This window comes from Variovorax sp. YR266 (assembly GCF_900107295.1).
GTDB lineage: Bacteria > Pseudomonadota > Gammaproteobacteria > Burkholderiales > Burkholderiaceae_C > Variovorax.
The window spans coordinates 1-20,494 of sequence record NZ_FNPM01000014.1; the positions used below are offsets into that span (position 1 = coordinate 1).

Annotated in this window: 21 protein-coding genes; 19 read left to right on the plus strand and 2 right to left on the minus strand. The window is 64.9% G+C overall.

The annotated features are described in order from the left end of the window. The 8 genes from BLW48_RS28230 to BLW48_RS28265 all read left to right on the plus strand — a co-directional run. Positions 1-147 (plus strand): 3-hydroxyacyl-CoA dehydrogenase family protein (locus BLW48_RS28230; protein WP_256330977.1); only part of this gene is annotated, 147 nt, incomplete at its 5' end. Between the two features lie 217 nt (positions 148-364). Next, the gene (locus tag BLW48_RS28235; RefSeq protein ID WP_093178752.1) at positions 365-1,549 is read left to right on the plus strand and encodes an acetyl-CoA C-acyltransferase family protein; all 1,185 of its coding nucleotides are present in this window, start codon (positions 365-367) and stop codon (positions 1,547-1,549) included. A gap of 162 nt (positions 1,550-1,711) precedes the next feature. Continuing rightward, positions 1,712-2,698, plus strand: a complete 987-nt coding sequence (locus BLW48_RS28240; protein WP_256330957.1) for an SMP-30/gluconolactonase/LRE family protein — start codon at positions 1,712-1,714, stop codon at positions 2,696-2,698. 15 nt (positions 2,699-2,713) lie between these two features. Next, positions 2,714-3,697 carry a tripartite tricarboxylate transporter substrate binding protein gene (locus BLW48_RS28245; RefSeq protein ID WP_093178754.1) on the plus strand — a complete coding sequence of 328 codons (984 nt, stop codon included), beginning with the start codon at positions 2,714-2,716 and terminating at the stop codon, positions 3,695-3,697. Between the two features lie 28 nt (positions 3,698-3,725). Beyond that, entirely contained in the window at positions 3,726-4,112 is a 387-nt protein-coding gene (locus tag BLW48_RS28250) for a (R)-mandelonitrile lyase (protein WP_093178755.1), read from the plus strand. Then, complete coding sequence (locus BLW48_RS28255; RefSeq protein WP_093178757.1) at positions 4,112-5,113, plus strand: tripartite tricarboxylate transporter substrate binding protein; 1,002 nt, start codon at positions 4,112-4,114, stop codon at positions 5,111-5,113. Before BLW48_RS28250 ends, BLW48_RS28255 begins: the two co-directional genes overlap by 1 nt. A gap of 42 nt (positions 5,114-5,155) precedes the next feature. Next, positions 5,156-6,058 (plus strand): NAD(P)-dependent oxidoreductase, encoded by a 903-nt coding sequence (locus tag BLW48_RS28260; RefSeq protein WP_093178758.1) that lies wholly within the window; start codon positions 5,156-5,158, stop codon positions 6,056-6,058. Positions 6,059-6,101: 43 nt separating this feature from the next. Further along, positions 6,102-7,064 carry a Bug family tripartite tricarboxylate transporter substrate binding protein gene (locus tag BLW48_RS28265; RefSeq protein WP_177142434.1) on the plus strand — a complete coding sequence of 321 codons (963 nt, stop codon included), beginning with the start codon at positions 6,102-6,104 and terminating at the stop codon, positions 7,062-7,064. A gap of 43 nt (positions 7,065-7,107) precedes the next feature. On the opposite strand, the gene BLW48_RS28270 is transcribed toward BLW48_RS28265, so the two are convergent. Together BLW48_RS28270 and BLW48_RS28275 are read right to left on the minus strand one after the other, a co-directional pair. Next, on the minus strand, positions 7,108-7,485 hold the full coding sequence (locus BLW48_RS28270) for a carboxymuconolactone decarboxylase family protein (RefSeq protein WP_093178761.1): 378 nt from the start codon (positions 7,483-7,485) through the stop codon (positions 7,108-7,110). Between the two features lie 21 nt (positions 7,486-7,506). Further along, positions 7,507-8,424 (minus strand): NAD(P)-dependent oxidoreductase, encoded by a 918-nt coding sequence (locus BLW48_RS28275; RefSeq protein WP_093178763.1) that lies wholly within the window; start codon positions 8,422-8,424, stop codon positions 7,507-7,509. A gap of 370 nt (positions 8,425-8,794) precedes the next feature. Between BLW48_RS28275 and BLW48_RS28280 the strand changes: the two genes are divergently transcribed. The 11 genes from BLW48_RS28280 (at position 8,795) to BLW48_RS28330 (ending at position 20,483) form a co-directional block, all read left to right on the plus strand. Then, positions 8,795-10,204, plus strand: coding sequence for an aldehyde dehydrogenase family protein (locus tag BLW48_RS28280; protein ID WP_218137527.1), 1,410 nt, complete (start codon positions 8,795-8,797; stop codon positions 10,202-10,204). Positions 10,205-10,227: 23 nt separating this feature from the next. Next, on the plus strand, positions 10,228-11,358 hold the full coding sequence (locus tag BLW48_RS28285) for a zinc-binding dehydrogenase (protein WP_093178764.1): 1,131 nt from the start codon (positions 10,228-10,230) through the stop codon (positions 11,356-11,358). 23 nt (positions 11,359-11,381) lie between these two features. Continuing rightward, complete coding sequence (locus BLW48_RS28290) at positions 11,382-12,347, plus strand: Bug family tripartite tricarboxylate transporter substrate binding protein (protein WP_093178766.1); 966 nt, start codon at positions 11,382-11,384, stop codon at positions 12,345-12,347. A 67-nt stretch (positions 12,348-12,414) separates the two neighbouring features. Next, on the plus strand, positions 12,415-13,389 hold the full coding sequence (locus tag BLW48_RS28295) for an SMP-30/gluconolactonase/LRE family protein (RefSeq protein ID WP_093178767.1): 975 nt from the start codon (positions 12,415-12,417) through the stop codon (positions 13,387-13,389). Positions 13,390-13,475: 86 nt separating this feature from the next. Next, positions 13,476-14,285 (plus strand): SDR family NAD(P)-dependent oxidoreductase, encoded by an 810-nt coding sequence (locus tag BLW48_RS28300; RefSeq protein WP_093178769.1) that lies wholly within the window; start codon positions 13,476-13,478, stop codon positions 14,283-14,285. A gap of 496 nt (positions 14,286-14,781) precedes the next feature. After that, the gene (locus BLW48_RS28305; RefSeq protein WP_093178770.1) at positions 14,782-15,990 is read left to right on the plus strand and encodes an ABC transporter substrate-binding protein; all 1,209 of its coding nucleotides are present in this window, start codon (positions 14,782-14,784) and stop codon (positions 15,988-15,990) included. Between the two features lie 31 nt (positions 15,991-16,021). Continuing rightward, a complete protein-coding gene (locus BLW48_RS28310) occupies positions 16,022-16,783 on the plus strand; it encodes an ABC transporter ATP-binding protein (protein WP_093178955.1) in 762 nt (253 codons plus the stop codon). Then, positions 16,776-17,504 (plus strand): ABC transporter ATP-binding protein, encoded by a 729-nt coding sequence (locus tag BLW48_RS28315; protein WP_093178772.1) that lies wholly within the window; start codon positions 16,776-16,778, stop codon positions 17,502-17,504. The genes BLW48_RS28310 and BLW48_RS28315 overlap by 8 nt, the downstream gene beginning before the upstream one ends. 3 nt (positions 17,505-17,507) lie before the next feature. Next, the gene (locus BLW48_RS28320; RefSeq protein WP_218137531.1) at positions 17,508-18,392 is read left to right on the plus strand and encodes a branched-chain amino acid ABC transporter permease; all 885 of its coding nucleotides are present in this window, start codon (positions 17,508-17,510) and stop codon (positions 18,390-18,392) included. A gap of 1 nt (position 18,393) precedes the next feature. Beyond that, positions 18,394-19,386 carry a branched-chain amino acid ABC transporter permease gene (locus tag BLW48_RS28325; RefSeq protein ID WP_093178775.1) on the plus strand — a complete coding sequence of 331 codons (993 nt, stop codon included), beginning with the start codon at positions 18,394-18,396 and terminating at the stop codon, positions 19,384-19,386. Next, on the plus strand, positions 19,377-20,483 hold the full coding sequence (locus BLW48_RS28330) for an amidohydrolase family protein (RefSeq protein ID WP_093178776.1): 1,107 nt from the start codon (positions 19,377-19,379) through the stop codon (positions 20,481-20,483). Before BLW48_RS28325 ends, BLW48_RS28330 begins: the two co-directional genes overlap by 10 nt. The last annotated feature ends 11 nt before the right edge of the window (positions 20,484-20,494 follow it).

A 20,494-nucleotide genomic window follows, 5' to 3' on the forward strand; every position in this document is an offset into this window, starting at 1 on the left:
ATCGGCCTGGACGTGTGCCTGGCCGTGATGGAGGTGTACCTGGAGCAGTTCGGCGATTCCAAGTACCGCCCCTGCCCGCTGCTGAAGGAAATGGTCGCGGCTGGCCAGTTGGGCCGCAAGACCGGCCGCGGCGTCTACGCCTACTGAGGTGTCAACGCATGTGAGGAACGCCTCACTGAAATCGCTGCTTCGAGAGCGTTCAGTTCACCGCAACCATCACACAGGAATGTGCCTCATTTATCTCTGACCCGTGACGGTGTCTTGGCCGTCAATGCCTTGTCGGAAGTCTTCCTGGGATTCTTCTTATACGAGTGGCGCGGCCGGTCAGGAGTTTGCTCAATTCATTGTCAACTGGAATTTTTTCATGACCCAACGCGACATCTTCGTGGTCGGCACTGCCCGCACCGCCATCGGCACCTTCGGCGGAGCGCTGAAGGACGTGCCCAACACCCACCTGGCCACCACCGCCGTCAAGGCCGCCATCGAGCGCAGCGGCCTCGCGGCCGATGCCATCGGGCACGTCGTCATGGGCAACGTAATTCCCACCGACGTGAAGGACGCGTACCTCAGCCGCGTGGCCGCCATCGACGCGGGCTGCCCCATCGAGACGCCGGCCTTCAACGTCAATCGCCTCTGCGGCTCGGGCCTGCAAGCCATCGTGTCGGCTGCGCAGGCCATTGCGCTGGGCGACTGCGACATCGCCATCGGCGGCGGCTCGGAGTCGATGAGCCGCGGCCCGTACTTCGACACTTCGGCGCGCTACGGCGCTCGCATGGGCGATGCGGTGCTGGTCGACTACATGCTGGGCATCCTGCACGACCCGTGGGAGAAGATCCACATGGGCATCACTGCAGAGAACGTGGCTGCGCGCTACGGCATCACGCGCGAGCAGATGGACGAACTGGCCGTAAGCAGCCAGCAGCGCGCAGCCGCCGCCATCGAGGCGGGCCGCTTCAAGGAGCAGATCGTTCCGGTCGAAGTGAAGACGCGCAAGGGCGTCGTGCTGTTCGACACCGATGAGCATGTGCGCGCCGACACCACCGTCGACGCGCTCTCGAAGATGAAGCCTGCGTTCAAGAAGGACGGCCTCGTCACCGCCGGCAACGCCTCGGGCATCAACGATGGCGCTGCCGCGGTGGTGCTGGCAAGCGGCGAGAGCGTCAAGGCGCGGGGCCTGAAGCCGCTGGCGCGCCTGGTCGGCTACGCGCACGCTGGTGTCGAGCCCGCATACATGGGCATCGGCCCCGTGCCAGCCACGCGCAAGGTGCTGGAGCGCACCGGCCTGAAGGTGAGCGACTTCGACGTGATCGAGTCGAACGAAGCCTTCGCGGCGCAGGCCTGCGCGGTCATCAAGGAGCTGGGCTTCGACCCGGCCAAGGTGAACCCGAACGGCTCTGGCATTTCTCTGGGCCATCCGGTGGGCGCGACCGGCGCGATCATCACGACGAAGGCGATCGCCGAATTGCGTCGTACGGGCGGCCGCTATGCACTCGTCACGATGTGCATCGGCGGCGGCCAGGGCATCGCCGCCGTCTTTGAGCGCGTTTGAGAAGGCTGGCCGGCATGCGTTGCTCGCGACGGTACGTCCCTTCGCAAAACGTGCATGTCGTCTCCCGAAAGTAGCGATGGACGCTGCGCGGGATGGCCGTGAAACTGGGACGCACAGGCTCGATTCGAACGAGCCGAGACAGGCACCGAAAGGAGACAAGCCTTGCTAGACATCCAGCCTTCAGAGCGCAGCACGCTCTCTTACCTCAACAGCACACGCTGTCTGGCACCCATCCCCTTCGTGGAGCGGGATCTCCCGACTGCGACCGCTGAGCCGTACTTCAAGGTCGGCGACAGTTCGGTGGCACTCGAAGGTCCCGCTTTCGATCGCAACGGCAATCTGCTGTTCGTCGACGTCTACGGCGGCCGCGTGCTGTGCTTGTCGCCGAAGCGCGAACTCACTACGCTGTACGTAGAGCAGGACCTGCATCCTGCCGGCATCGCGATCCACAAGGATGGTCGCATCTTCGTGGCATGCGTGGGGCCCATCAACGGCAACGGCCAATTCGACGCGGGCAGCGTGATCGCCTTGGAGCCGGATGGCGGCAATCGACAGGTCATCGTGTCACCGAAGGCGGGTCATGTCGTCGATGACATGGTGTTCGACCGCGAAGGCGGTTTCTACTTCACGGACTTCCGGGGCAGTTCCACCGAGGCTACCGGCGGACTCTTTTACGTCACGCCGGACTACCGCGAAATCGTGCCTGTGCTGCCAGGCATGTGTGCGGCCAACGGTGTAGCGCTCAGCCCCGACGACAAGGTGGTGTGGACGACGGAATACTGCGCGAACCGGCTGCATCGTGTGGAACTGATGTCGCCGGGCGTGCGCGCGCGCGGTGGCGTGTCGGTGCCTTATACCTTTGCGGGCCGCGCGCCCGACTCGATGCGCACCGACGCGAATGGCAATGCCTACGTGGCGCTGAACTGGCAGGCTCGCGTGCTGGTGCTAAGCCCTTTCGGCATCCCGATCGGCCAGATCCTGCTGCCGGGACGCGAGGGCAACAAGTACCTGAAGTCAACCAGCCTGGCCTTGGTGCCGGGCTCGCGCGATCTGGTGATAGTGGCGCGCGACGTCGTGCACGGCGAGGGCGCCATGATCTTCACGGCGCGCGGTCTGGCGCCGGGCTTCGCCATGTTCTCCCACCACTGAAGCGGCGGTCGCGCGATGAACAAGCTGCATACCCGCAGAGAAATTCTGGCGGTGGGGGCAAGTCTCGCCGTGCCGGGTTGGTTGCCCGTTGCTGCACGGGCCCAGGGCGCATGGCCGCAAAAGCCGGTCCGCCTGATCGTCCCGTTCGGGCCTGGAGCCAGCACCGACACGGTGGCGCGCTTCGTCGCGGCCAAGCTGTCCGGTCGGTTGGGTCAGCAGGTCATCGTGGAAAACAAGGTCGGCGCCGGCGGAATCATCGGCACCACCTATGTTGCCGGGCAGCCTGCCGACGGCTACACACTGCTTTTCCAGTCTAGTCCCTACATGACGGCGCCGCTGTTGAAGACCGTCCCGCCCTACGATCCTACGCACGATCTGCAGCCCGTGGGCATGGTCGGGTCCGCTCCCTTCATGATCGTCATCGGGAACGATGTGGCGGCCAAGAATCTGCGCGAGTTCATCGAGCTGGCACGCACCAAGCCCATGAGCTATGGCTCGGCCGGGGTCGGGACCATCAATCACCTCGGCGGCGAGCTGTTCAACGACCTGGCGAAGGTCAAGCTGTTGCACGTGCCGTACACGGGGTTGGGCGCGGCCATCACCGATTTCTTGGGCGGGCGTACGCAAATGCTGGTTGCGAGCTTTCCGGCTGCGTTGCCGCACGTGCGTGGCGGCCGCATGCGCGCACTGGCCGTCACGGGCGGTCAGCGCTCGCCGCTGGTGCCCGAACTGCCGACGATGGAAGAGGCGGGGTTGCCCGGCTATCACGTCGATTCCTGGTGGGGAATGCTCGCACCGCGTGGCTTGCCGGCGCCCATTCTGAAACGGATCAACGACGAGTTGAACGTCATCTTGGCCACGCCCGATGCGCGCGAACTGCTCGCGCGCGATGGCGCCAAGCCCACGCCGGGATCGCCAGGAGATTTTGCGCTGACCATCGGAACGGAGGTCCCGCGCTGGCGCAAGTTGATCCAGGACGCGCACATCGCATCCGACTGATCACTACAACTGAAGAGGAAAACTCATCATGGAAATCAGGCGCATCGGCACACAACCCTCGGCGCAGGCACCCGAAACGCGGTTCACGGGCCGCGTGAGGGTCGACACGCTTTTTAACGCGTCGGCTCCCGCGCGCGTCAAGGCCGCGAGCGTCACCTTCGAACCCGGCGCTCGCACGAACTGGCACAGGCATCCCCTTGGCCAGATGCTGATCGTGACCGCGGGCTGCGGTTGCGTGCAGCGTGACGGGGGGCCTGTCGAGGAAATCCGTCCTGGCGATGTCGTCTGGATCGAGCCGCACGAGAAGCACTGGCACGGTGCCGCGGAGAAGACCTCGATGACTCATATTTCCGTTTCCGAAGTGCTCGAGGGTCAACCGGTGGAGTGGTTGGAAAAGGTCAGCGAGATAGGCTGATGCAATCCATTCGCTCAGCCTGCCGAAGCTTCGCGCGTCTGGGACTGGCCGTCTGCGCAGCGGCGGCGATGTTGACGGCCCCCCGTGACGGCAGGGCGGACAGCTTCCCGTCGCGGCCGCTACGCATCGTGGTGCCGGCCGCGGCCGGCGGCAATCTCGATCTGGTGAGTCGTAACGTGGCGCAGAAGCTGTCAGAGCAACTGGGGCAGCAGGTCATCGTGGAAAACAGGCCGGGCGGCAACTACATGCTTGCCGTGGATGCGGTGGCCAGGGCACCCGCCGACGGCTATACCTACTTGGCCATCGCGGATTCGTTTTTGTATACGCCGGCCGTGGTGCGTACCGCCACCTACGATCCACTGAAGGATTTCGTCGGCGTCAGCCTCGTTGCGCGCATTCCGCTGCTGTTGGTGGTGCATCCTGCGGTTCCCGCGGCAACAGCCGCGCAACTGATCGCGCTGGCCAAACGCCATCCGGGCGAGCTGACCTACGGCACTTCCGGCAACGGCAGCACCGGACACATCGCGGCGGCACTGTTCAGCGCCATGGCGAATATCCGCATGACCCACGTGCCCTACAAAGGCAATGCACCAGGGCTGATCGATGTGATGGGCGGGCGCACGACGCTGATGTTCGACACCATCAGCACCTCGGCTCCGCATGTAAAGGCAGGAAAGCTCAGGGCCATCGGTATCACCAGCGCCGCGCGTTCTCCGCTGGCCCCGGGCCTGGCGACGATCGACGAGTCGGGCTTGCCCGGCTACGAGGCGACGATCTTCAACGGCTTGGTTGCGCGCGCTGGCACCCCACCCGCAATCCTCGAGCGCCTGAACGCCGAGATTCGCAGGGCTGCCCAACAACCGGATTTTCGCGCGCGCCTGCTGGATCAGGGCGTGGAGCTGGAGGCCAGCGATTCGGCCCAGGCGTTCTCGTCGACGCTGCACGATCTCTCCTTCAAGTACGCCCGCATCGTCAGGGACGCCGGCATTCGCGCCGACTGACGCCCCTTACAGACATTGCATCACCTTGAAAGGACACGGACCATGAACATCGGATATGTAGGCTTGGGTAACATGGGTGGGGCGCTCGCCCGACGGCTGCAATTGACATACTCGTTGACGGTTTACGACCGCGACGCCGCCTGCGTGCAGCGCCTGGCTGAGCATGGTGCGAACCGCGCCGAGAGCCTCGGGCAGATCGCTGCGTCATGTGACGTCATCCTGCTTTGCCTGCCGACGTCGGAGCATGTCCGCAGCGTGCTGCTGGGGCCGGACGGGATCGCCGCCATCGCGAAGCCAGGCACCCTGGTCGTCGACCAGACAAGCGGCGACCCGACCGTCACGCGCGACATCGCCGCCAAATTGGCCGAGCGCGGCATCGACATGGTCGATGCGCCGGTCAGCGGCGGTCCGGCCGGCGCAGACGCCGGCACCATTGCCATCATGGTCGGCGCCGCGCCGGCGCTGTTCGAGCGCATTGGGCATGTGCTGCGTGCGATCAGCCCAAACGTTTTCCATGCCGGAGATATTGGCTGCGGGCATGTCGTCAAGCTGGCGAACAACCTGTTGTCCGCCGGAACGCGCCTGATGACGCTGGAAGCCATGGCGCTTGCCGTGAAGAACGGCGTGGAAGGCGAGAAGGCCTTGGACATCATGATGACCAGCGGTGGCCGCAACTTCTGGATGGAAAAGTACATGGCCAGCCACATCCTGACCGGCAAGCTGAAGGCGGCCTTCGCACTCGGCTTGCTTCACAAGGACGTACGCCTGGCTTGCCAGCTCGGGCAGGATTCCGGCATGCCCATGCTGTTCGGCAATTTGGCCAAGGATTTCTACCAGATGGCGCTCAACGAATACAGCTTCGAGTCCCCGGTCAACGTGGTTGCCCTGACCATGGATCGCATCACCGGCAGTCACGTGGTGCCGGACGGCCACACCATCGATTAAGGCGCGGGACAACATGTCGCTGGACTTGCTGGCAACGCGCCGCATGCTGCTGTACACCGTGGCGATTGCAGCGGCCGCTGTCTTGCCGCCCGCCACTGTGCGGGCGCAGGCTTGGCCGAGCCGGCCCATCAAGCTGATCGTGCCTTACGCAGCGGGTGGCGGCACCGACATCATTGCGCGCAGCATTGCGACGCGGCTTTCAGTTCGGATCGGCCAGCCGGTCGTCGTCGAGAACAAGGCGGGTGCGGGTGGCGCGATAGGTTTCGATGCGGGCGTCAAGGCGCCAGCCGACGGCTACACCTTGATCTTCATCACGAGCGCGTACGCGACCAATGCTGCGACCGGGCGGAAGATGGCCTACGATCCGGTGCGCGACATCGCGCCGATCGCACTGGTCGGCAAGACTTCGTTGCTCGTTGCCGTTCCCGCCGATTCGCCCGTCAGGACGTTGAAGGATCTGGTCGACATGGCACGGACCCGGCCGGATGCGGTCACCTATGGTTCTAGCGGAATAGGTTCAATGAGCCATCTGGGCATGGAGATGCTGGCTGCGGAGGCGAAGCTGCGCTTTGTGCATGTGCCCTACAAGGGCATGGCACCGGCCTTCGCCGACATGATGGGAGGAAATCTGCAGGCGGGCCTGGCGACCTATGCCACGACGTCCGGCTACATCGCTGGTGGCAAGTTGCGCGGCATTGCCGTGACCAGCGCCCAGCGCGATCCGTTCATGCCCCAGCTGCCGACCGCGGCCGAAGCGGGCTTTCCGAACTTTCGCATCGAGTTCTGGTGGGGATTTGTCGGGCCGAGCCAACTGCCGCGTGCCGTCGTGCAGCGGCTGAACGAGGAGATCAACGCCATCCTGGCACAGCCCGAAGCCGTGGCCGCACTGGCGCGCGAGGCAGCCATGCCGGCGCCTGCGAAGCCCGAGGCGTTCGGCCGGGTGATCGCGGCCGACGTCGCCCGCTGGTCTCGGCTGGTCAAGGACAAAGGTATCCAGGTGGACTGAGGACGCTGGTTTTGCTTGCGCACGGGCAGGTCGAGCGACGCGCTCAATCGATCAGCTTGCGGCCCTTGAGCACATCTTCTGCGACCTTGAAGGCATCGCCTGCGGCGGGAAGGCCGCAGTACACGGCGGTGTGCAGCAGGATCTCGCGCAACTCGTCGACGGTCACGCCGTTGTTCAGCGCGCCCTCGAGGTGGTTGCGCAGCTGGTTCGGCCTGCCCAGCGCTGTCAGCATCGCGATGTTCAGGATGCTGCGCAGCTTGGGTTCGATGACACCGCGCGCCCACACGCGGCCGAAACACACCTCCTCCGAGTAGTCGTTCAGCGCCGCAGTGAACGCATTCTTCTTCTGGTCCTTGCCTTCGACATAGCCCTCGCCCATGAGTTCGTTCATGATCTTGCGGCCGGTCTGCTTTGCGTCCATGGTGATTTTCTTGATGGGTGTTCAGTCGCGTGCGAGGGTCTTCTTCACGTCCTCGGCGGACACCTTGATGTGCACGCCGGCGCGTTCGTTCTGGATCTGCATTGGCGAGCGCGAATCGCGGTTGCCCCAGTCGCGATCGAGCGCGGCCTGAAAGTCCTCCATGGCCCGCTCGGCGTACTTCATGGGCACCTGGAGCTCGCGGCCGAGATCCAGGGCCAGCGTCAGGTCCTTGTGCGCCAGCCGCAAGGCAAAGCTCGGCGGTTCGTACTTGCCTTGCAGGTACTGATCGCCGATACGATCGAAGGTGCGCGAGCGGCCGATGGCACCCTGACGGACCGCGTGCCACAGTTCGAGCGGATCCATGCCACCCTTGACGCCCAGGCTGAAGACCTCGGCGATCATCATGCGCATCGTGATGCTGGCGCAGTTGTGAACGAGCTTGGCCACGTTGCCGGCGCCGATGTCTCCGACGTGCAGCACCTGGTCGCCGATGGCGTCCAGCAGCGCCTTGTGGCGCGCAAACACCTCCCGATCACCGCCCACGTAGATGGCCAGCTTGCCTGCGTTGGCGCCAGCGGGGCCGCCGCTGACCGGGGCGTCGAGCACAGCGATGCCTTTTTCGGCAAGGCTCTTGTGGACGTCGCGCACCACGGTTGGCGAGTTGGTGGTCAGGTCGAACCAGGCGCTGCCCATCGGCATGGACTCGCGCAGCGCGGCGCCGACCTGTCGCATCTCTTTGGGGCCGGGAACGGAGGTGAAAACGGCTTGCGCCCCCGAGGCGGCATCGGCCGCCGATTCGGCCCAGCGCGCCCCGGCGGCGAGGTGGCGCGTGGCGCTTTCCTTCCGCAGGTCGTGCACGGCGAGCTCGTGCCCGGCTTTGATGAGGTTGAGGGCCATGCCTGAGCCCATGGTGCCAAGGCCGATAAATCCCAGTTTCATGTTGTCTCCTGCTGAGTCTTCGGATCGGTTGAAGCGCATGAGTATTCGGCACGCATGAGCGCCGAATGCTTTGGTGCGACGGACGCAGTCTAGGAATCGGGCACTTCCTGCGTCCATGGCGTTTTTCGGCAAGCCATGTCCGTGGAATCGAAACGATGTGCGATGCGTGACTGTCCACATGCGTGGAGTCATCCAGGCGCAACCCATCTTCGGAAAACCCGGAGGCGAGCTACTGGATTTCGACATGGACGCCGCCGCGAAGCGCTTTCACACTTGCTGAAGAAGGAGACAGCGACATGGGCCTTGGCAGTCGCTGCTCCCCATCGCTGGAGACCCGATGAACAATACCGAACACCAGAGCGCGCCACCCGTGCGCATTCGCATGCAGATCGCAGGCCAATGGCGTGAAGCCGAGCAGGTCCACGACGTGCGCGACCCGTACCGCGGCGACGTTGTAGCGATGATGCCCGTGTCCTCGCTGCAGGATGCGGAGGATGCATTGGAGTCTGCGCGCAAATCCAAGGCCGCGATGGCTGCGCTGCCAGGGCACGAGCGTGCCAGGCTGCTGCATCGCGCGGCAGACTTGGTCGCCGCCCGTACACAGGAGCTGGGTCTGACCATGGCGCGCGAAACCGGAAAGGCTTTGCGCGACGCCATTGTCGAGACGCAGCGCGCGGCCGAACTGATGCACCTTTGCGCCGAGGAAGCCGTGCGTATCCAGGGCGAACACATCCCTATGGACGCCAGTGCCGTGGGCGCCGGCAAGATCGCGATGTTGATGCGCTACCCGGTAGGCGTGGTCACCGCCATCACGCCGTTCAACGGGCCCATCAGCCTGACCGCGCACAAGCTCGGCCCGGCGCTGGCGGCTGGCAACAGCATCGTGCTCAAGCCGTCGCCGAAGGCGCCACTTTGCGTGCACCAGTTCGTAGAGGCGGTTCTGGAGGCCGGCTTTCCAGCGGGGGCGATCAACACCGTCTACGGTGATGCCGTGGGTCCCCGGATCGTCAGCGATCCGCGGGTCGATTTCGTCAGCTTCACCGGCTCGATTCGCGTGGGCAAGATGATCCGCGACGCCGTAGGCATGAAGCGCGTCGCGCTGGAGCTCGGCGGCGTCGGCCCGACGTTCGTCCACCACGACGCCGATCTCGCCGCAGCCGCCAAGGCCTGCGCGCGCAATGCTGTCGCACTGGCGGGGCAGAGCTGCGTGTCGGTGCAGAACGTCTACGTGCACAAGCGGATTCACGACCGCTTCGTGGAGGCGGTATGCCAGGAAACGGACGCGATCCGCTTCGGCGATCCGCTCGACATGGCGACCGATGTCGGCACACTGATCGACGAGCAAGCCGCCATCCGTGTGGAGCGGATGGTCCAGGAGGCCATCGAATCCGGGGCACGCCCGCTGCGTGGCTTCAAGCGCAGGGGCGCACAACTCGACGCCACCATCCTGAGCAATGTGAACCCCGCGATGCGCGTGGTTTCGGACGAGATCTTCGGACCTGCGATGAGCATCCAGCCGTACGAGGAAATCGAGCCGTTGTTCGCATCCATCAGCGACAGCCCTTACGGCCTGCAGTGCGGCATCTTCACCAACTCACTGGACATGGCGCTGTCGGCCATTCGCACGATTCGCACCGGCGGTGTGATCGTCAACGGCACTTCGAGATGGCGCTCGGACCAGATGCCGTATGGCGGTGTGAAGGACAGCGGCATCGGCCGCGAAGGACCCAAATTCTCCATCCGCGACATGACCGAAGAGCGGCTCTTCGTCCTGAACTGAACCAGGCGGCAGGACACCAGATCATGCGAATGACCGCAGCAGTCATGTACGAACAAGGTCTGCCGGCGCCTTATGCCCTCAGCCAGCCGCTGAAGATCGAGGAGGTGGAACTGGAGGGACCAGGCGAGGGGGAGGTGCTGGTCGAGGTGCGCTCCGCAGGCCTGTGTCACTCCGATCTGTCTCAAGTGGCCGGTTTGCGCAAGCGAACGCTGCCGGTGGTCATGGGCCACGAAGGAGCGGGCATCGTGCGCGAGGTGGGGCGCGGCGTCACGGGCTTCAAGCCCGGGGATCATGTGGTCATGACGGTGGGCTCCGGTTGCGGCGAATGTGTCTACTGCGTCAACAGCCGGCCCGTTCTGTGCGAGCTGGTCAGTGCATCGCGCACCAAGGGGGTGTTGATGAACGGGGCACGACGGCTGACGCGCGGAGCCATGGGGCTGTACCATCACAGCGGAGTGTCATCGTTCGCGCAGTATGCGGTCACGGTGCCAGGCACGCTGGTCAAAGCGGACCCGGCGATCCCGTTCGACGTAGCGGCCATGTTCGGCTGCGCGGTCGTGACGGGTGCCGGCTGTGTCTTCAACGCCGCCAAGGTGCGGGCAGGGCAGAGCGTGGCCGTGATTGGCTTGGGCGGCGTCGGCTTCAACGCCGTCATGGCCGCCAAGATCACCGGGGCGTCGGTGATCGTCGGCATTGACATCAACCCCGGCAAGTTTGCGCTCGCACGGGATCTGGGCTGCACGCATACCGTTTCTGCGCTCGATGCCGACATCGTGGACGTGGTGAGGGACCTGACGCTCGGTGGCGTCGATTTCGCGCTGGAGATGTCCGGCAGCAAAGCGGCGATGACTACCGCCAATGCCGTCACGCGCAAGGGCGGCGAGATCGTCTGCGTCGGGCTCGGTGCCACGGGCGACCTCTACCACTATCCGCACTCGGCGCTCGTCGCGGAGGAGAAGGTGTTCCGCGGCTCGCTGATGGGCAGCTGCGTGCCGCAGCGCGATCTGCCGCTGTACATGCGCTACTACCAGGAAGGACGGCTGCCCGTGGAACGGCTGATGAGTGGCATCTTCCGCTTCGACGAACTGAACCTGAACCTCGACCGCCTGGAGCACGGGGAAGTGCTGCGCCAGGTGCTGCGACCGCACGGCTGAGCGGAAAAAAGCAGGAGACACCGATGACGATCACGCGCAGGCAACTGCTGATGGTTGCGTCGACGGCCTCGCCGCTGGCGCCCGCTGCCTCGCAAGGCAGCTTTCCGAGTAAGCCCGTCCGCATCCTGACCATCACCCCACCTGGTGCGGCCTCCGATACCCTGGCTCGGCTCGTCGGCGAGCGTGTGAGCAAGACCCTGGGTCGACCCATCGTGGTGGAAAACAGGCCGGGTGCCAATGGCGTGGTTGCGGCGCGTGCCGTTGCCAAGGCACCGGCCGACGGTCATACGTTGCTGCTGGGCGGCGCATCGACCCATGCCGCGCCCCTGTACCTGCTCAAGGATGTGGGCTATGACCCAGTCAAGGACTTCACCCCCGTCACCCAACTGACCATCAACCCGCTGGTTCTGGTGGTGCCGACCGAACTGCCGGTGCGTTCGGCGCAGGAGTTCGTCCAGTACGCGCGCGAGCGTCCGGGCCGGCTCAGCTACGGCACAGGCAACTCGGGCGGACTGGTCGCGGCCCAACTGCTCAAGAAGCTGGGCGGTCTCGATGTCGTGGGGGTGAATTACGCCGGTACGGCTCAGGCCACAACCGACCTCGTGGCCGGACGGCTGGACTTCATGCTGACAGACCCGGTCGTCGTGAAGTCCTTTGTGCATGCGGGCCGCTTGCGAGCATTGGGTATCACGACGCAGCACCGTCTCGCGATTTTCCCCAACACCGAGCCGTTGACTGCCGCGCTGCCCGGCTTCGACTATGCGTCCTGGATTGGGGTGTTCGGCCCCGCTGGAGTGGCACCTGAGGTCACGCAGAGGCTGCATCACGCCTTCCATGCAGCAGTGGCCGACCCGGATGTGCAGCAGTTGCTCGCCGACATCGGCATGGTCCCGGCCGACACGTCCAACGACCGCTTCCAAGCTTTTGTGCGTGAGCAGATCACCGCATGGGCCCGGCTGTCGAGGGATGCGGGGCTGACCCCGTTGTGAACGTCGTCAGCGCATGCCGACCCTCGCGGGCACCGTGGCGTCGCGCGCTGCCCCGACAGGAGAGCACATGTTGAAGATCGCGCCTGAACCGAGCGCCGACGCCCGACTTTTCCGCACAGAAGCCACGCGTGGGCTTGCCCCCATTCCGGTTTGGGAACAGGGCCTGCCCAGCGCCACGGCCGAGCCGTGGTTCCAGGTCTCCGAAGACGCCATGCCGTTGGAAGGTCCAGCCTTCGACCGCCACGGCAACCTGCTGTTCCTGGACATCTATGGCGGGCGCGTGCTGCGTCTGTCGCCGCAGCGAGCTTTGAGCACGGTCTATACCGATGCCACGCTGCGCCCGACCGGGCTGGCGCTGCACCGGGACGGTCGAATCTTTCTGGCGGGCGTGGGCGATTTCCAGGCGGGCCGCATCGTCGCGATCGACCCCGACGGCCGCGACGCACGGACAATCGTGCCGGCCATGGCAGGCCATGTGCCCGATGACCTGGTGTTCGACCGCCACGGCGGCTTCTACTTCACCGACTTCCGCGGCACGGCAACCTGCCCGACGGGCGGCGTGTACTACGTTCCACCTGACCAGCAGACGATCCAGCCCGTGCTCCCTCACATGTCCGCGGCGAACGGTGTGGCGCTAAGCCCCGATGGCAAGGTGCTGTGGGCAACCGAGTTCGGCGCCGGCCGGCTGCATCGCGCGGATCTGGTCGACGCCGCCAGACTGGCACCGTTCGGCTCCACCGTGCCCTACCACTTCACTGGGTGCGCGCCGGATTCCATGCGTGCCGACGCCGAAGGCAATGTCTATGTGGCGATGTTCTACCAAGGCCGCGTGCTGGCCTTCGACCCCCATGGCATTCTGATCGGGCAGATCCTGTTGCCCGGGCGGGAGCATGGTCACTTCCTGAAATGCACCAGTCTGGCCTTTGTGCCGGGCTCGCCCGATGTGGTGATCGTGTCCCGTGACGTACCAGGCGGGCAGGGCGCCATGATCTTTCGTGCGCGCGCGCTAGCGCCAGGCGCCACGCTGTTCTCGCACCAATGAGTTGCACCTGGGAAGAGGCCTCGACCCCATCAACGAGGAGTTTCAAGATGGAACACGTTTCTGCAATCGCGCCCCCTGGCGGCGCTTTGACATGGCTAGGTCTGGAGGGCCGGGTCTGCGTGGTCACGGGTGCCGGCCGTGGCATTGGCGCGGGCGTTGCGCACGAGCTCGCGCGTCACGGCGCGCACGTGGCCGTGCTGGACCGTGATGCCGCTTCTGCCGACGCGGTGGCGGCCGAGATCGCCAGCGCTGGCGGTCGCTCGATCGGGCTGGCGGCGGACGTGACGCAGCAGGACGCGATCGCCGCGGCCGCGGAGCGCGTGCAGCGAGAACTTGGCGCCTGCCATGTGCTTGTGAACAATGCGGCGCTGGTCGGGTACGCGGGGCCGCTGATGGACGCGGACCTGAACCAATGGAATCGCATGCTGGACGTCAATGTAACGGGCACGCTGATCTGCACGCGCGCGTTCGGACGGCAGATGATCGTGGCCGGCCAGGGGGGCGCCATCGTCAACGTGGCTTCGATTTGCGGCCACCTACCGCTGACGCATGGCGGTGTCTACAGCGTCGGCAAGGCCGGCCTGCTGATGCTCACACGCATGTTGGCGCTGGAGCTTGCCGAGCACGGTGTCCGCTGCAACTCGGTCTCTCCCGGCCTGGTGCGAACGCCGGCCACCGAGGCTGCGTACGGCGACAGCGAAGTGGCCGAGGCGCGCCGTCGCTTGGTGCCCATACGGCGGATCTCCGAGCCCGAGGATCTCGCCACCGTCATCGCCTTCCTGGCGAGCGACCGGGCCGGCTATGTGGACGGGCAGGACGTGCTGGTGGACGGCGCGTTGAGCCAGTCGCTGATGGGCTGGGTGCCGCGGCCGCCAGGGCCCATGCGGCCGTCCTGAGCGGCTGTGTCCGCGTTCGCGAAACGTGCACACCACGTGCCAGAAATGCAGATGGACACGGCATGCGGGGCATTCCTAGACTGTCACCACAAATTGCTCGCACCGGCCGCGAGTAGCAACAAAGATTATCCGGAGACAAAAAAATGCGGATGACAGCAACAGTGATGTGTGACCGGGAATTGCCGGCTACTTTTTTGCGATGCCTGTCGCTCGGGATTGGGGCGCCGGACCTTCCCAACAGTTTCGCGGACTTCCATTGCGGAATCTTGCGGCATCCATCGGCGTGGACTGCTCCATCACGGTGCATAGCGGCGAGGTAACGGCGTGGAACGCGTGGACAAAGGCGCTGATCCGCCGCATGGCCGAGGCGTCTCGCCTCAGACGTCGTCGTCTTCGCACCGATCCTGAACCTTCCCACCCAAACGACCGGTCTCTCCAGACCGTTGGGTGACTGCGCCTGTGCGCTGCTGTACGAGCCAACTAACGGAGATGCACCATGCAACGACGATCCTTGCTCAAGACGCTGTCTGGCGGCGCTGCCGTGTTGGCCATGCCTGGCCTGACGCTTGGTCAAACTCAGCCAATCAAGATCGGCCAGCTCACCGACTACACCGGCGTATACCGCGATATCAACGGCCCGGGGGAGGAGCATGCGATTCAACTGGCCATTCGGGACTTCAACCAAGGCAAAGTGCTGGGTCGGCCGATTGAACTGGTCACGGGCGACCATCTGAACAAGGCGGATGTCGCGAGCGACATCGCCAAGCGCTGGTTGGACGTCGAGAAGATCGGCATGTTGCTGCTCGGAGGGTCCAGCGTCGCCGCCCTTGCCGTGCAGTCGCTGGCACGCGAGAAAGGCGCCATCACCAACATCACCTCGGCGGCTGCGGTGAATTTCACCGAGCAGGACTGCTCGCCCTATGGCTTTCATTGGCAGGTGGACTCGTACGCCTATGCGCGCTCCGCCGTCGTTGCAGCCGGCGCGGATGCCAAGAAGAGGTGGTTCTTCATCTCCATCGACAACGTGTTCGGCCACACCGCCACGCCGGTTTGTGCGGCGGCGGTGCAGGAGTCCGGAGGCCAGGTGGTCGGAGCGGTCAGGCATCCGATCAACACCACGGACTACGCGTCCTTCATCACACAGGCCCAGGCAGCACGCGCCGACGTGGTGGTGTTTCTGAGTGCCGGCACCGACTTGATCCGTTCGCTCAAGCAGGCGCGCGAGTTCGGCGTGTTCGCCGCTGGCAAGACGGTGGTCGCTCCGATCCTGGTGTACACGGACATCCTCGCGGCAGGGCTCGACGTGGCGCAGGGCATGCGCTTTGCCGACGGCTACTACTGGAACGTGAACGACGCGACGCGGGCCTTTGCCAAGCGGTACCAGGAAAAAATGGGGAGTGCGCCAGGTAGCTCGCACGCACAGGCATATGCGGCCGCCACGCACTATCTGCAGGCGGTGCAGGCCGTCAAGGGAACGGACGTGAAGGCCGTGGCAGAGCAGATGCGCAAGCAGCCCATTACCTCGAGCTTCTGGAACAACGCCTCGATCCGCCAGAACGGCCGCGTGGTGTATGACCTGAACCTCATGCGCGTGCTGACGCCGGCGCAATCCAAAGGAAAGTTCGACGTGGCCGAAGTGTTCGGCGCCGTCACGGGTGACAAGGTGTTCAAGCCGCTGAAGCAGACGGAGTGCAAGCTTGTCTAGCTTGGCGTGCGGCACCCCTGTGTCTGCACAGCTGACGGGCGATGTCGTGCTGTCTGCGCACGGGCTGAGCAAGAGCTTTCGTGGCTTCGTCGCGGTCAACGACGTGTCGATCCAGGTGCGCAAGCGGACCATCCATGCGCTGATCGGACCCAATGGCGCGGGTAAGACCACGACCTTCAACCTGCTGACGAAGTTCATCCAGCCCACCAGCGGCAAGATCCAATTCATGGGCCAAGATGTGACCGGGCTGGAACCCGCCGACATCGCGCGCCGGGGCTTGGTGCGCTCGTTCCAGATATCGGCGGTGTTCCCGCATATGACGGCACTGGAGAACGTACGCGTAGCGGTGCAGAAGCGCCGAGGGGACTGGTTCAACTTCCTGTATTCCAAGCGCCGCAACAGCCAGTACGACGAGGAGGCCCTTGGCATTCTGGCCAGCGTGGGCCTGGAGTGCTATGGCGGACACCTGGCCGCCGACCTGTCCTATGGCCGCAAGCGCACACTGGAGCTGGCTACCACGCTCGCGCTGGAACCCCAGGTGCTGTTGCTCGACGAGCCCATGGCCGGCATGGCCCACGAGGATATCGATCGCGTGGCCGCCATCATTCGTGAGATCGGCCGCACACGCACCATCCTGATGGTCGAGCACAACCTCAGCGTGGTGTCCTCGCTGTGCACGACCATTACCGTGCTGGCGCGCGGCAGCGTGCTGGCAGAGGGTGACTACAAGACCGTTGCCGCCGACGAACGGGTCATCGAGGCCTACATCGGAACGAGTCCTGCCAATGTCTGAACAAGTGTCCCATCCGCCGCGTGCGGCCCTGCTTGACATCCAGGAACTGGTCGCCGGCTATGGCGAGGACGAGGTACTGCACGGCATCTCCTTCGCCGTGGCTGCCGGCGAGGTCGTCACGCTGGTGGGCCGCAACGGCGCTGGCAAGTCCACCATCATGCGCTCCATCATCGGTATCCTGCCGCGGCGCCGAGGGTCTGTCACGTTCCACGGGCAGCAGACCGTCGGCCTGCCGCCCGAACGCATCGCTCGCCTGGGGATGGGCTATGTGCCGGAGGAGCGTGGCATTTTCTCGCGACTGTCGGTTGCCGAAAACTTGCAGCTTCCTGCGGTGGTGGCGCCGGGCGGCATGTCGGTCGACGAGATATTCACGTTGTTTCCCAACCTCAAGGGGCGCATGGACAGCCCGGGCACCAAGTTGTCCGGCGGCGAACAGCAGATGTTGGCGATTGCGCGCGTGCTGCGCACCGGCGCACGCTTCCTGCTGCTGGATGAGCCGACCGAGGGTCTGGCGCCGGTGATTGTTCAGCAGATCGGCCGCACGATCGACAAACTGAAGGAGGCTGGATTCACGATCTTGCTTGTGGAGCAGAACATCCACTTCGCCTCTACTGTCAGCGACCGCTGGGTCGTGATCGAGGAAGGCCATGTCGTGGACCAGTTGCCACGGCTGCAGACTGCCGAGGCTGAAGCGCGGCTTGCGCGCTACCTGGGAATCTGAATGATGAACATCTTCGACATTCCCGCACAGGCGTGGGCCGGCCAGATCCTGATCGGCCTGATCAATGGCTCGTTTTACGCGATCCTGAGCTTGGGGCTGGCCGTGATCTTCGGCTTGCTCAACATCGTGAATTTCGCGCACGGCGCCTTCTACATGATGGGCGCCATGGCCACCTGGATGCTGGGCAACTACCTGGGGCTGGGCTACTGGGCCTCGATGCTGCTGGCACCGCTGCTGGTGGGGTTGGTCGGCATCGTGCTGGAGCGACTGTTCATCTCGCGCATCTATCACCTGGACCATACCTACTCGATGCTGCTGACCTATGGCATGACCCTGATGATCGAGTCGTTGTTCCGCAATGCCTATGGCACCTCGGGCCTGCCGTACAGCGCGCCCGTGGCGCTGCAGGGCGGTACCAACTTGGGCGTGTTGTTCATGCCGAACTACCGGCTGTGGGTCGTGGGTGCGGCCGTGGCCGTGTGCCTGGCCACATGGCTGCTGATCGAGAAGACGCGTCTGGGCGCCTACTTGCGCGCGGCCACCGAGAACGCGAGCATGGCGCGCGCTCTGGGCATCAACGTGCCGCGCATGCTGACGCTGACCTATGGCTGCGGCGTTGGTCTGGCGGCGTTGGCTGGTGTGTTCGCCGTGCCTGTGTACGGCGCCAACCCGGCCATGGGCTCGGACCTGCTGATCGTGGTGTTTGCGGTTGTCGCCATCGGCGGCATGGGCTCCATCCTCGGCTCCATTGTCACCGGGCTGGTGCTGGGACTGATGGAAGGCCTGACCAAGGTCGTCTATCCCGAGGCGTCAACCACCGTCGTGTTCGTGGCAATGATCATCGTGCTGCTCGTCAAGCCGACGGGCCTGTTTGGGGAGAGTCGTTGAAATGAGCATCGACAACCATGCGGCGGCCCAGCCCTTCGCGCCGCCTTTCTCCCGCCCGCTCAGCGAGGCCACCCGCATCCGCACCGTGGCTCTGGTGATCCTCGTTGCGGCGCTGGTGCTCGCGCCGTTCGCCATCCATCCGGCCTTCCTGATGAAGGCGATGTGCTTTGCCATCTTCGCCTGTGCCTTCAACCTGTTGCTGGGCTACGTAGGGCTTCTGTCCTTCGGCCATGCGGCCTTTTTTGGCATGGCGAGCTACGTTGCGGCGCACGCGGCCAAGAGTTGGGGGCTGACGCCTGAACTGGCGATCCTGCTGGGCACCTTGGCGGCAGCCGCCATGGGGGCAGTGTTTGGCTTCATCGCGATTCGGCGCCAGGGCATCTACTTCGCCACCATCACCCTGGCGCTGGCACAGTTGGTCTACTTCATCTGCGCGCAGGCGCCGGCACTCACCGGAGGGGAGGATGGCATCCGCAGCGTGCCGCGTGGCGCGCTGTTCGGTTTCATCGATCTGAAGAGCGATGTGGCAATGTATGGCGTCGTTGCGGTGGTTTTCGTCGCTTCCATGATGTTCCTGTTCCGCGTCATCGATTCCCCGTTTGGCCAGGTCATGCGGGCGATCCGGGACAATGAAGCGCGCGCCGTCTCGCTAGGCTACAGGGTCAGCCACTACAAGCTCATCGCCTTCACGCTGTCCGCTGCGTTGGCGGGGCTGGCCGGCGCGCTCAAGGCCGTCGTGGCACAGGTTGCCTCGCTGACTGATGTCTATTGGGCCATGTCGGGAGAGCCCATCGTCATGACGCTGATTGGTGGCCTGGGCACTGTCATGGGGCCGGCGCTGGGCGCCGTGGTGTTCATGGCGTTGCAGACGTATCTGTCGGGCCTGCGGTCCTGGGTGGTGTTCGTGCAGGGTGCGGTGTTCTTCATCTGCGTGTTGTTCTTCCGCCAGGGTGTCATGGGGCTGCTGCCGGCCCGTCTGCGCAAATGGCTGTGAATCCGACTGCCATTTTTCGCGGCAACCGGCCTCGGGACGTGCGCGCGCTGGCGGCTTGGCACGCGCTCGCGCCGCGCGAGCCGGCGCTCGAACCCGGGCTGCCGATAGTGGACGCGCACCATCACCTGTACGGCAGCGCGGCCGATGCCCAGCACTACCGGGCGCAGGATCTTGCGCACGACCTGGCCGAGGGCGGGCATCGCGTTATCGGAACCGTCTACATCGAGGCCTTTGGCGCAGGCTGGCGCACCGACGGTCTGCCGGAACTGCGATCACTCGGCGAAGTGGAGACGGTCGTGCGCGTGAGCGCACCCGCGCTGCAGACGCCGCAAGGGGCCTGTCAGCTCGGGGCAGGCATCGTCTCCAATGTCGATCTGTGCTTGGGCGATGCCGTGGTGCCGGTGCTGGAGGCGCATCTGCAGGCCGGCCAGGGCCGATTGCGCGGCGTGCGCCACCACGCCACGCACGACAGCGGGCCGTTGGGCCGGTTCACGCACAACGCATCGCCTCACCTTCTGGGCGACTCGCAGTTCCGGCGCGGGCTCGGCTGGCTGTCACGCTTCGGCCTGAGCTTCGACGCGCTGGTCTTCCACACGCAGTTGGATGAATTGGCTGCGCTGGTCGATGCCTTTCCGGACACGCGCTTCATCCTGAACCATGGCGGCATCGCACTCGGCGTGGCGCCCTACGATGCGGATCGTCGTGGCGTGTTCGCGCAGTGGCAGCACGGTGTCTACGCGTTGGCGGAGCGGCCGAACGTCAGCGTGAAGATCGGTGGGATGGGGATGCTGCTGTGCGGCTTCGGGTTCGAACGAGGCGAGTTGCCGCCGCATTCCGATGCGCTGGTGCGGGCTTGGCGGCCGTTCATCGATGCCTGCACCAACGCCTTCGGGTCGGACCGGTGCATGTTCGAGAGCAATTTCCCGGTGGACAAGCAGTCATGCAGCTACGCCGCGCTGTGGAATGCCTTCAAACGCTGCACGAGTGACTGGTCCGTGGACGAGCGGCGTTCCATGTTCTACCGGACGGCCTGCAGGGCGTACCGCTTGCCGGATCTGGCGGTGCAGTGCGACGGCATCGCCATGCCGCCGCGCTAGATCGAGGAATT

What these genes read in the sequence shown, in the direction of transcription:
- BLW48_RS28325 (WP_093178775.1), top strand. Translation starts at nt 18,394, where the DNA reads ATGAGCATCGACAACCATGCGGCGGCCCAGCCCTTCGCGCCGCCTTTC.
- BLW48_RS28320 (WP_218137531.1), top strand. Translation starts at nt 17,508, where the DNA reads ATGAACATCTTCGACATTCCCGCACAGGCGTGGGCCGGCCAGATCCTG.
- BLW48_RS28330 (WP_093178776.1), top strand. Translation starts at nt 19,377, where the DNA reads ATGGCTGTGAATCCGACTGCCATTTTTCGCGGCAACCGGCCTCGGGAC.
- BLW48_RS28245 (WP_093178754.1), top strand. Translation starts at nt 2,714, where the DNA reads ATGAACAAGCTGCATACCCGCAGAGAAATTCTGGCGGTGGGGGCAAGT.
- BLW48_RS28250 (WP_093178755.1), top strand. Translation starts at nt 3,726, where the DNA reads ATGGAAATCAGGCGCATCGGCACACAACCCTCGGCGCAGGCACCCGAA.
- BLW48_RS28255 (WP_093178757.1), top strand. Translation starts at nt 4,112, where the DNA reads ATGCAATCCATTCGCTCAGCCTGCCGAAGCTTCGCGCGTCTGGGACTG.
- BLW48_RS28305 (WP_093178770.1), top strand. Translation starts at nt 14,782, where the DNA reads ATGCAACGACGATCCTTGCTCAAGACGCTGTCTGGCGGCGCTGCCGTG.
- BLW48_RS28295 (WP_093178767.1), top strand. Translation starts at nt 12,415, where the DNA reads ATGTTGAAGATCGCGCCTGAACCGAGCGCCGACGCCCGACTTTTCCGC.
- BLW48_RS28235 (WP_093178752.1), top strand. Translation starts at nt 365, where the DNA reads ATGACCCAACGCGACATCTTCGTGGTCGGCACTGCCCGCACCGCCATC.
- BLW48_RS28265 (WP_177142434.1), top strand. Translation starts at nt 6,102, where the DNA reads ATGCTGCTGTACACCGTGGCGATTGCAGCGGCCGCTGTCTTGCCGCCC.
- BLW48_RS28290 (WP_093178766.1), top strand. Translation starts at nt 11,382, where the DNA reads ATGACGATCACGCGCAGGCAACTGCTGATGGTTGCGTCGACGGCCTCG.
- BLW48_RS28260 (WP_093178758.1), top strand. Translation starts at nt 5,156, where the DNA reads ATGAACATCGGATATGTAGGCTTGGGTAACATGGGTGGGGCGCTCGCC.
- BLW48_RS28285 (WP_093178764.1), top strand. Translation starts at nt 10,228, where the DNA reads ATGCGAATGACCGCAGCAGTCATGTACGAACAAGGTCTGCCGGCGCCT.
- BLW48_RS28315 (WP_093178772.1), top strand. Translation starts at nt 16,776, where the DNA reads ATGTCTGAACAAGTGTCCCATCCGCCGCGTGCGGCCCTGCTTGACATC.
- BLW48_RS28275 (WP_093178763.1), bottom strand. Translation starts at nt 8,424, where the DNA reads ATGAAACTGGGATTTATCGGCCTTGGCACCATGGGCTCAGGCATGGCC.
- BLW48_RS28270 (WP_093178761.1), bottom strand. Translation starts at nt 7,485, where the DNA reads ATGGACGCAAAGCAGACCGGCCGCAAGATCATGAACGAACTCATGGGC.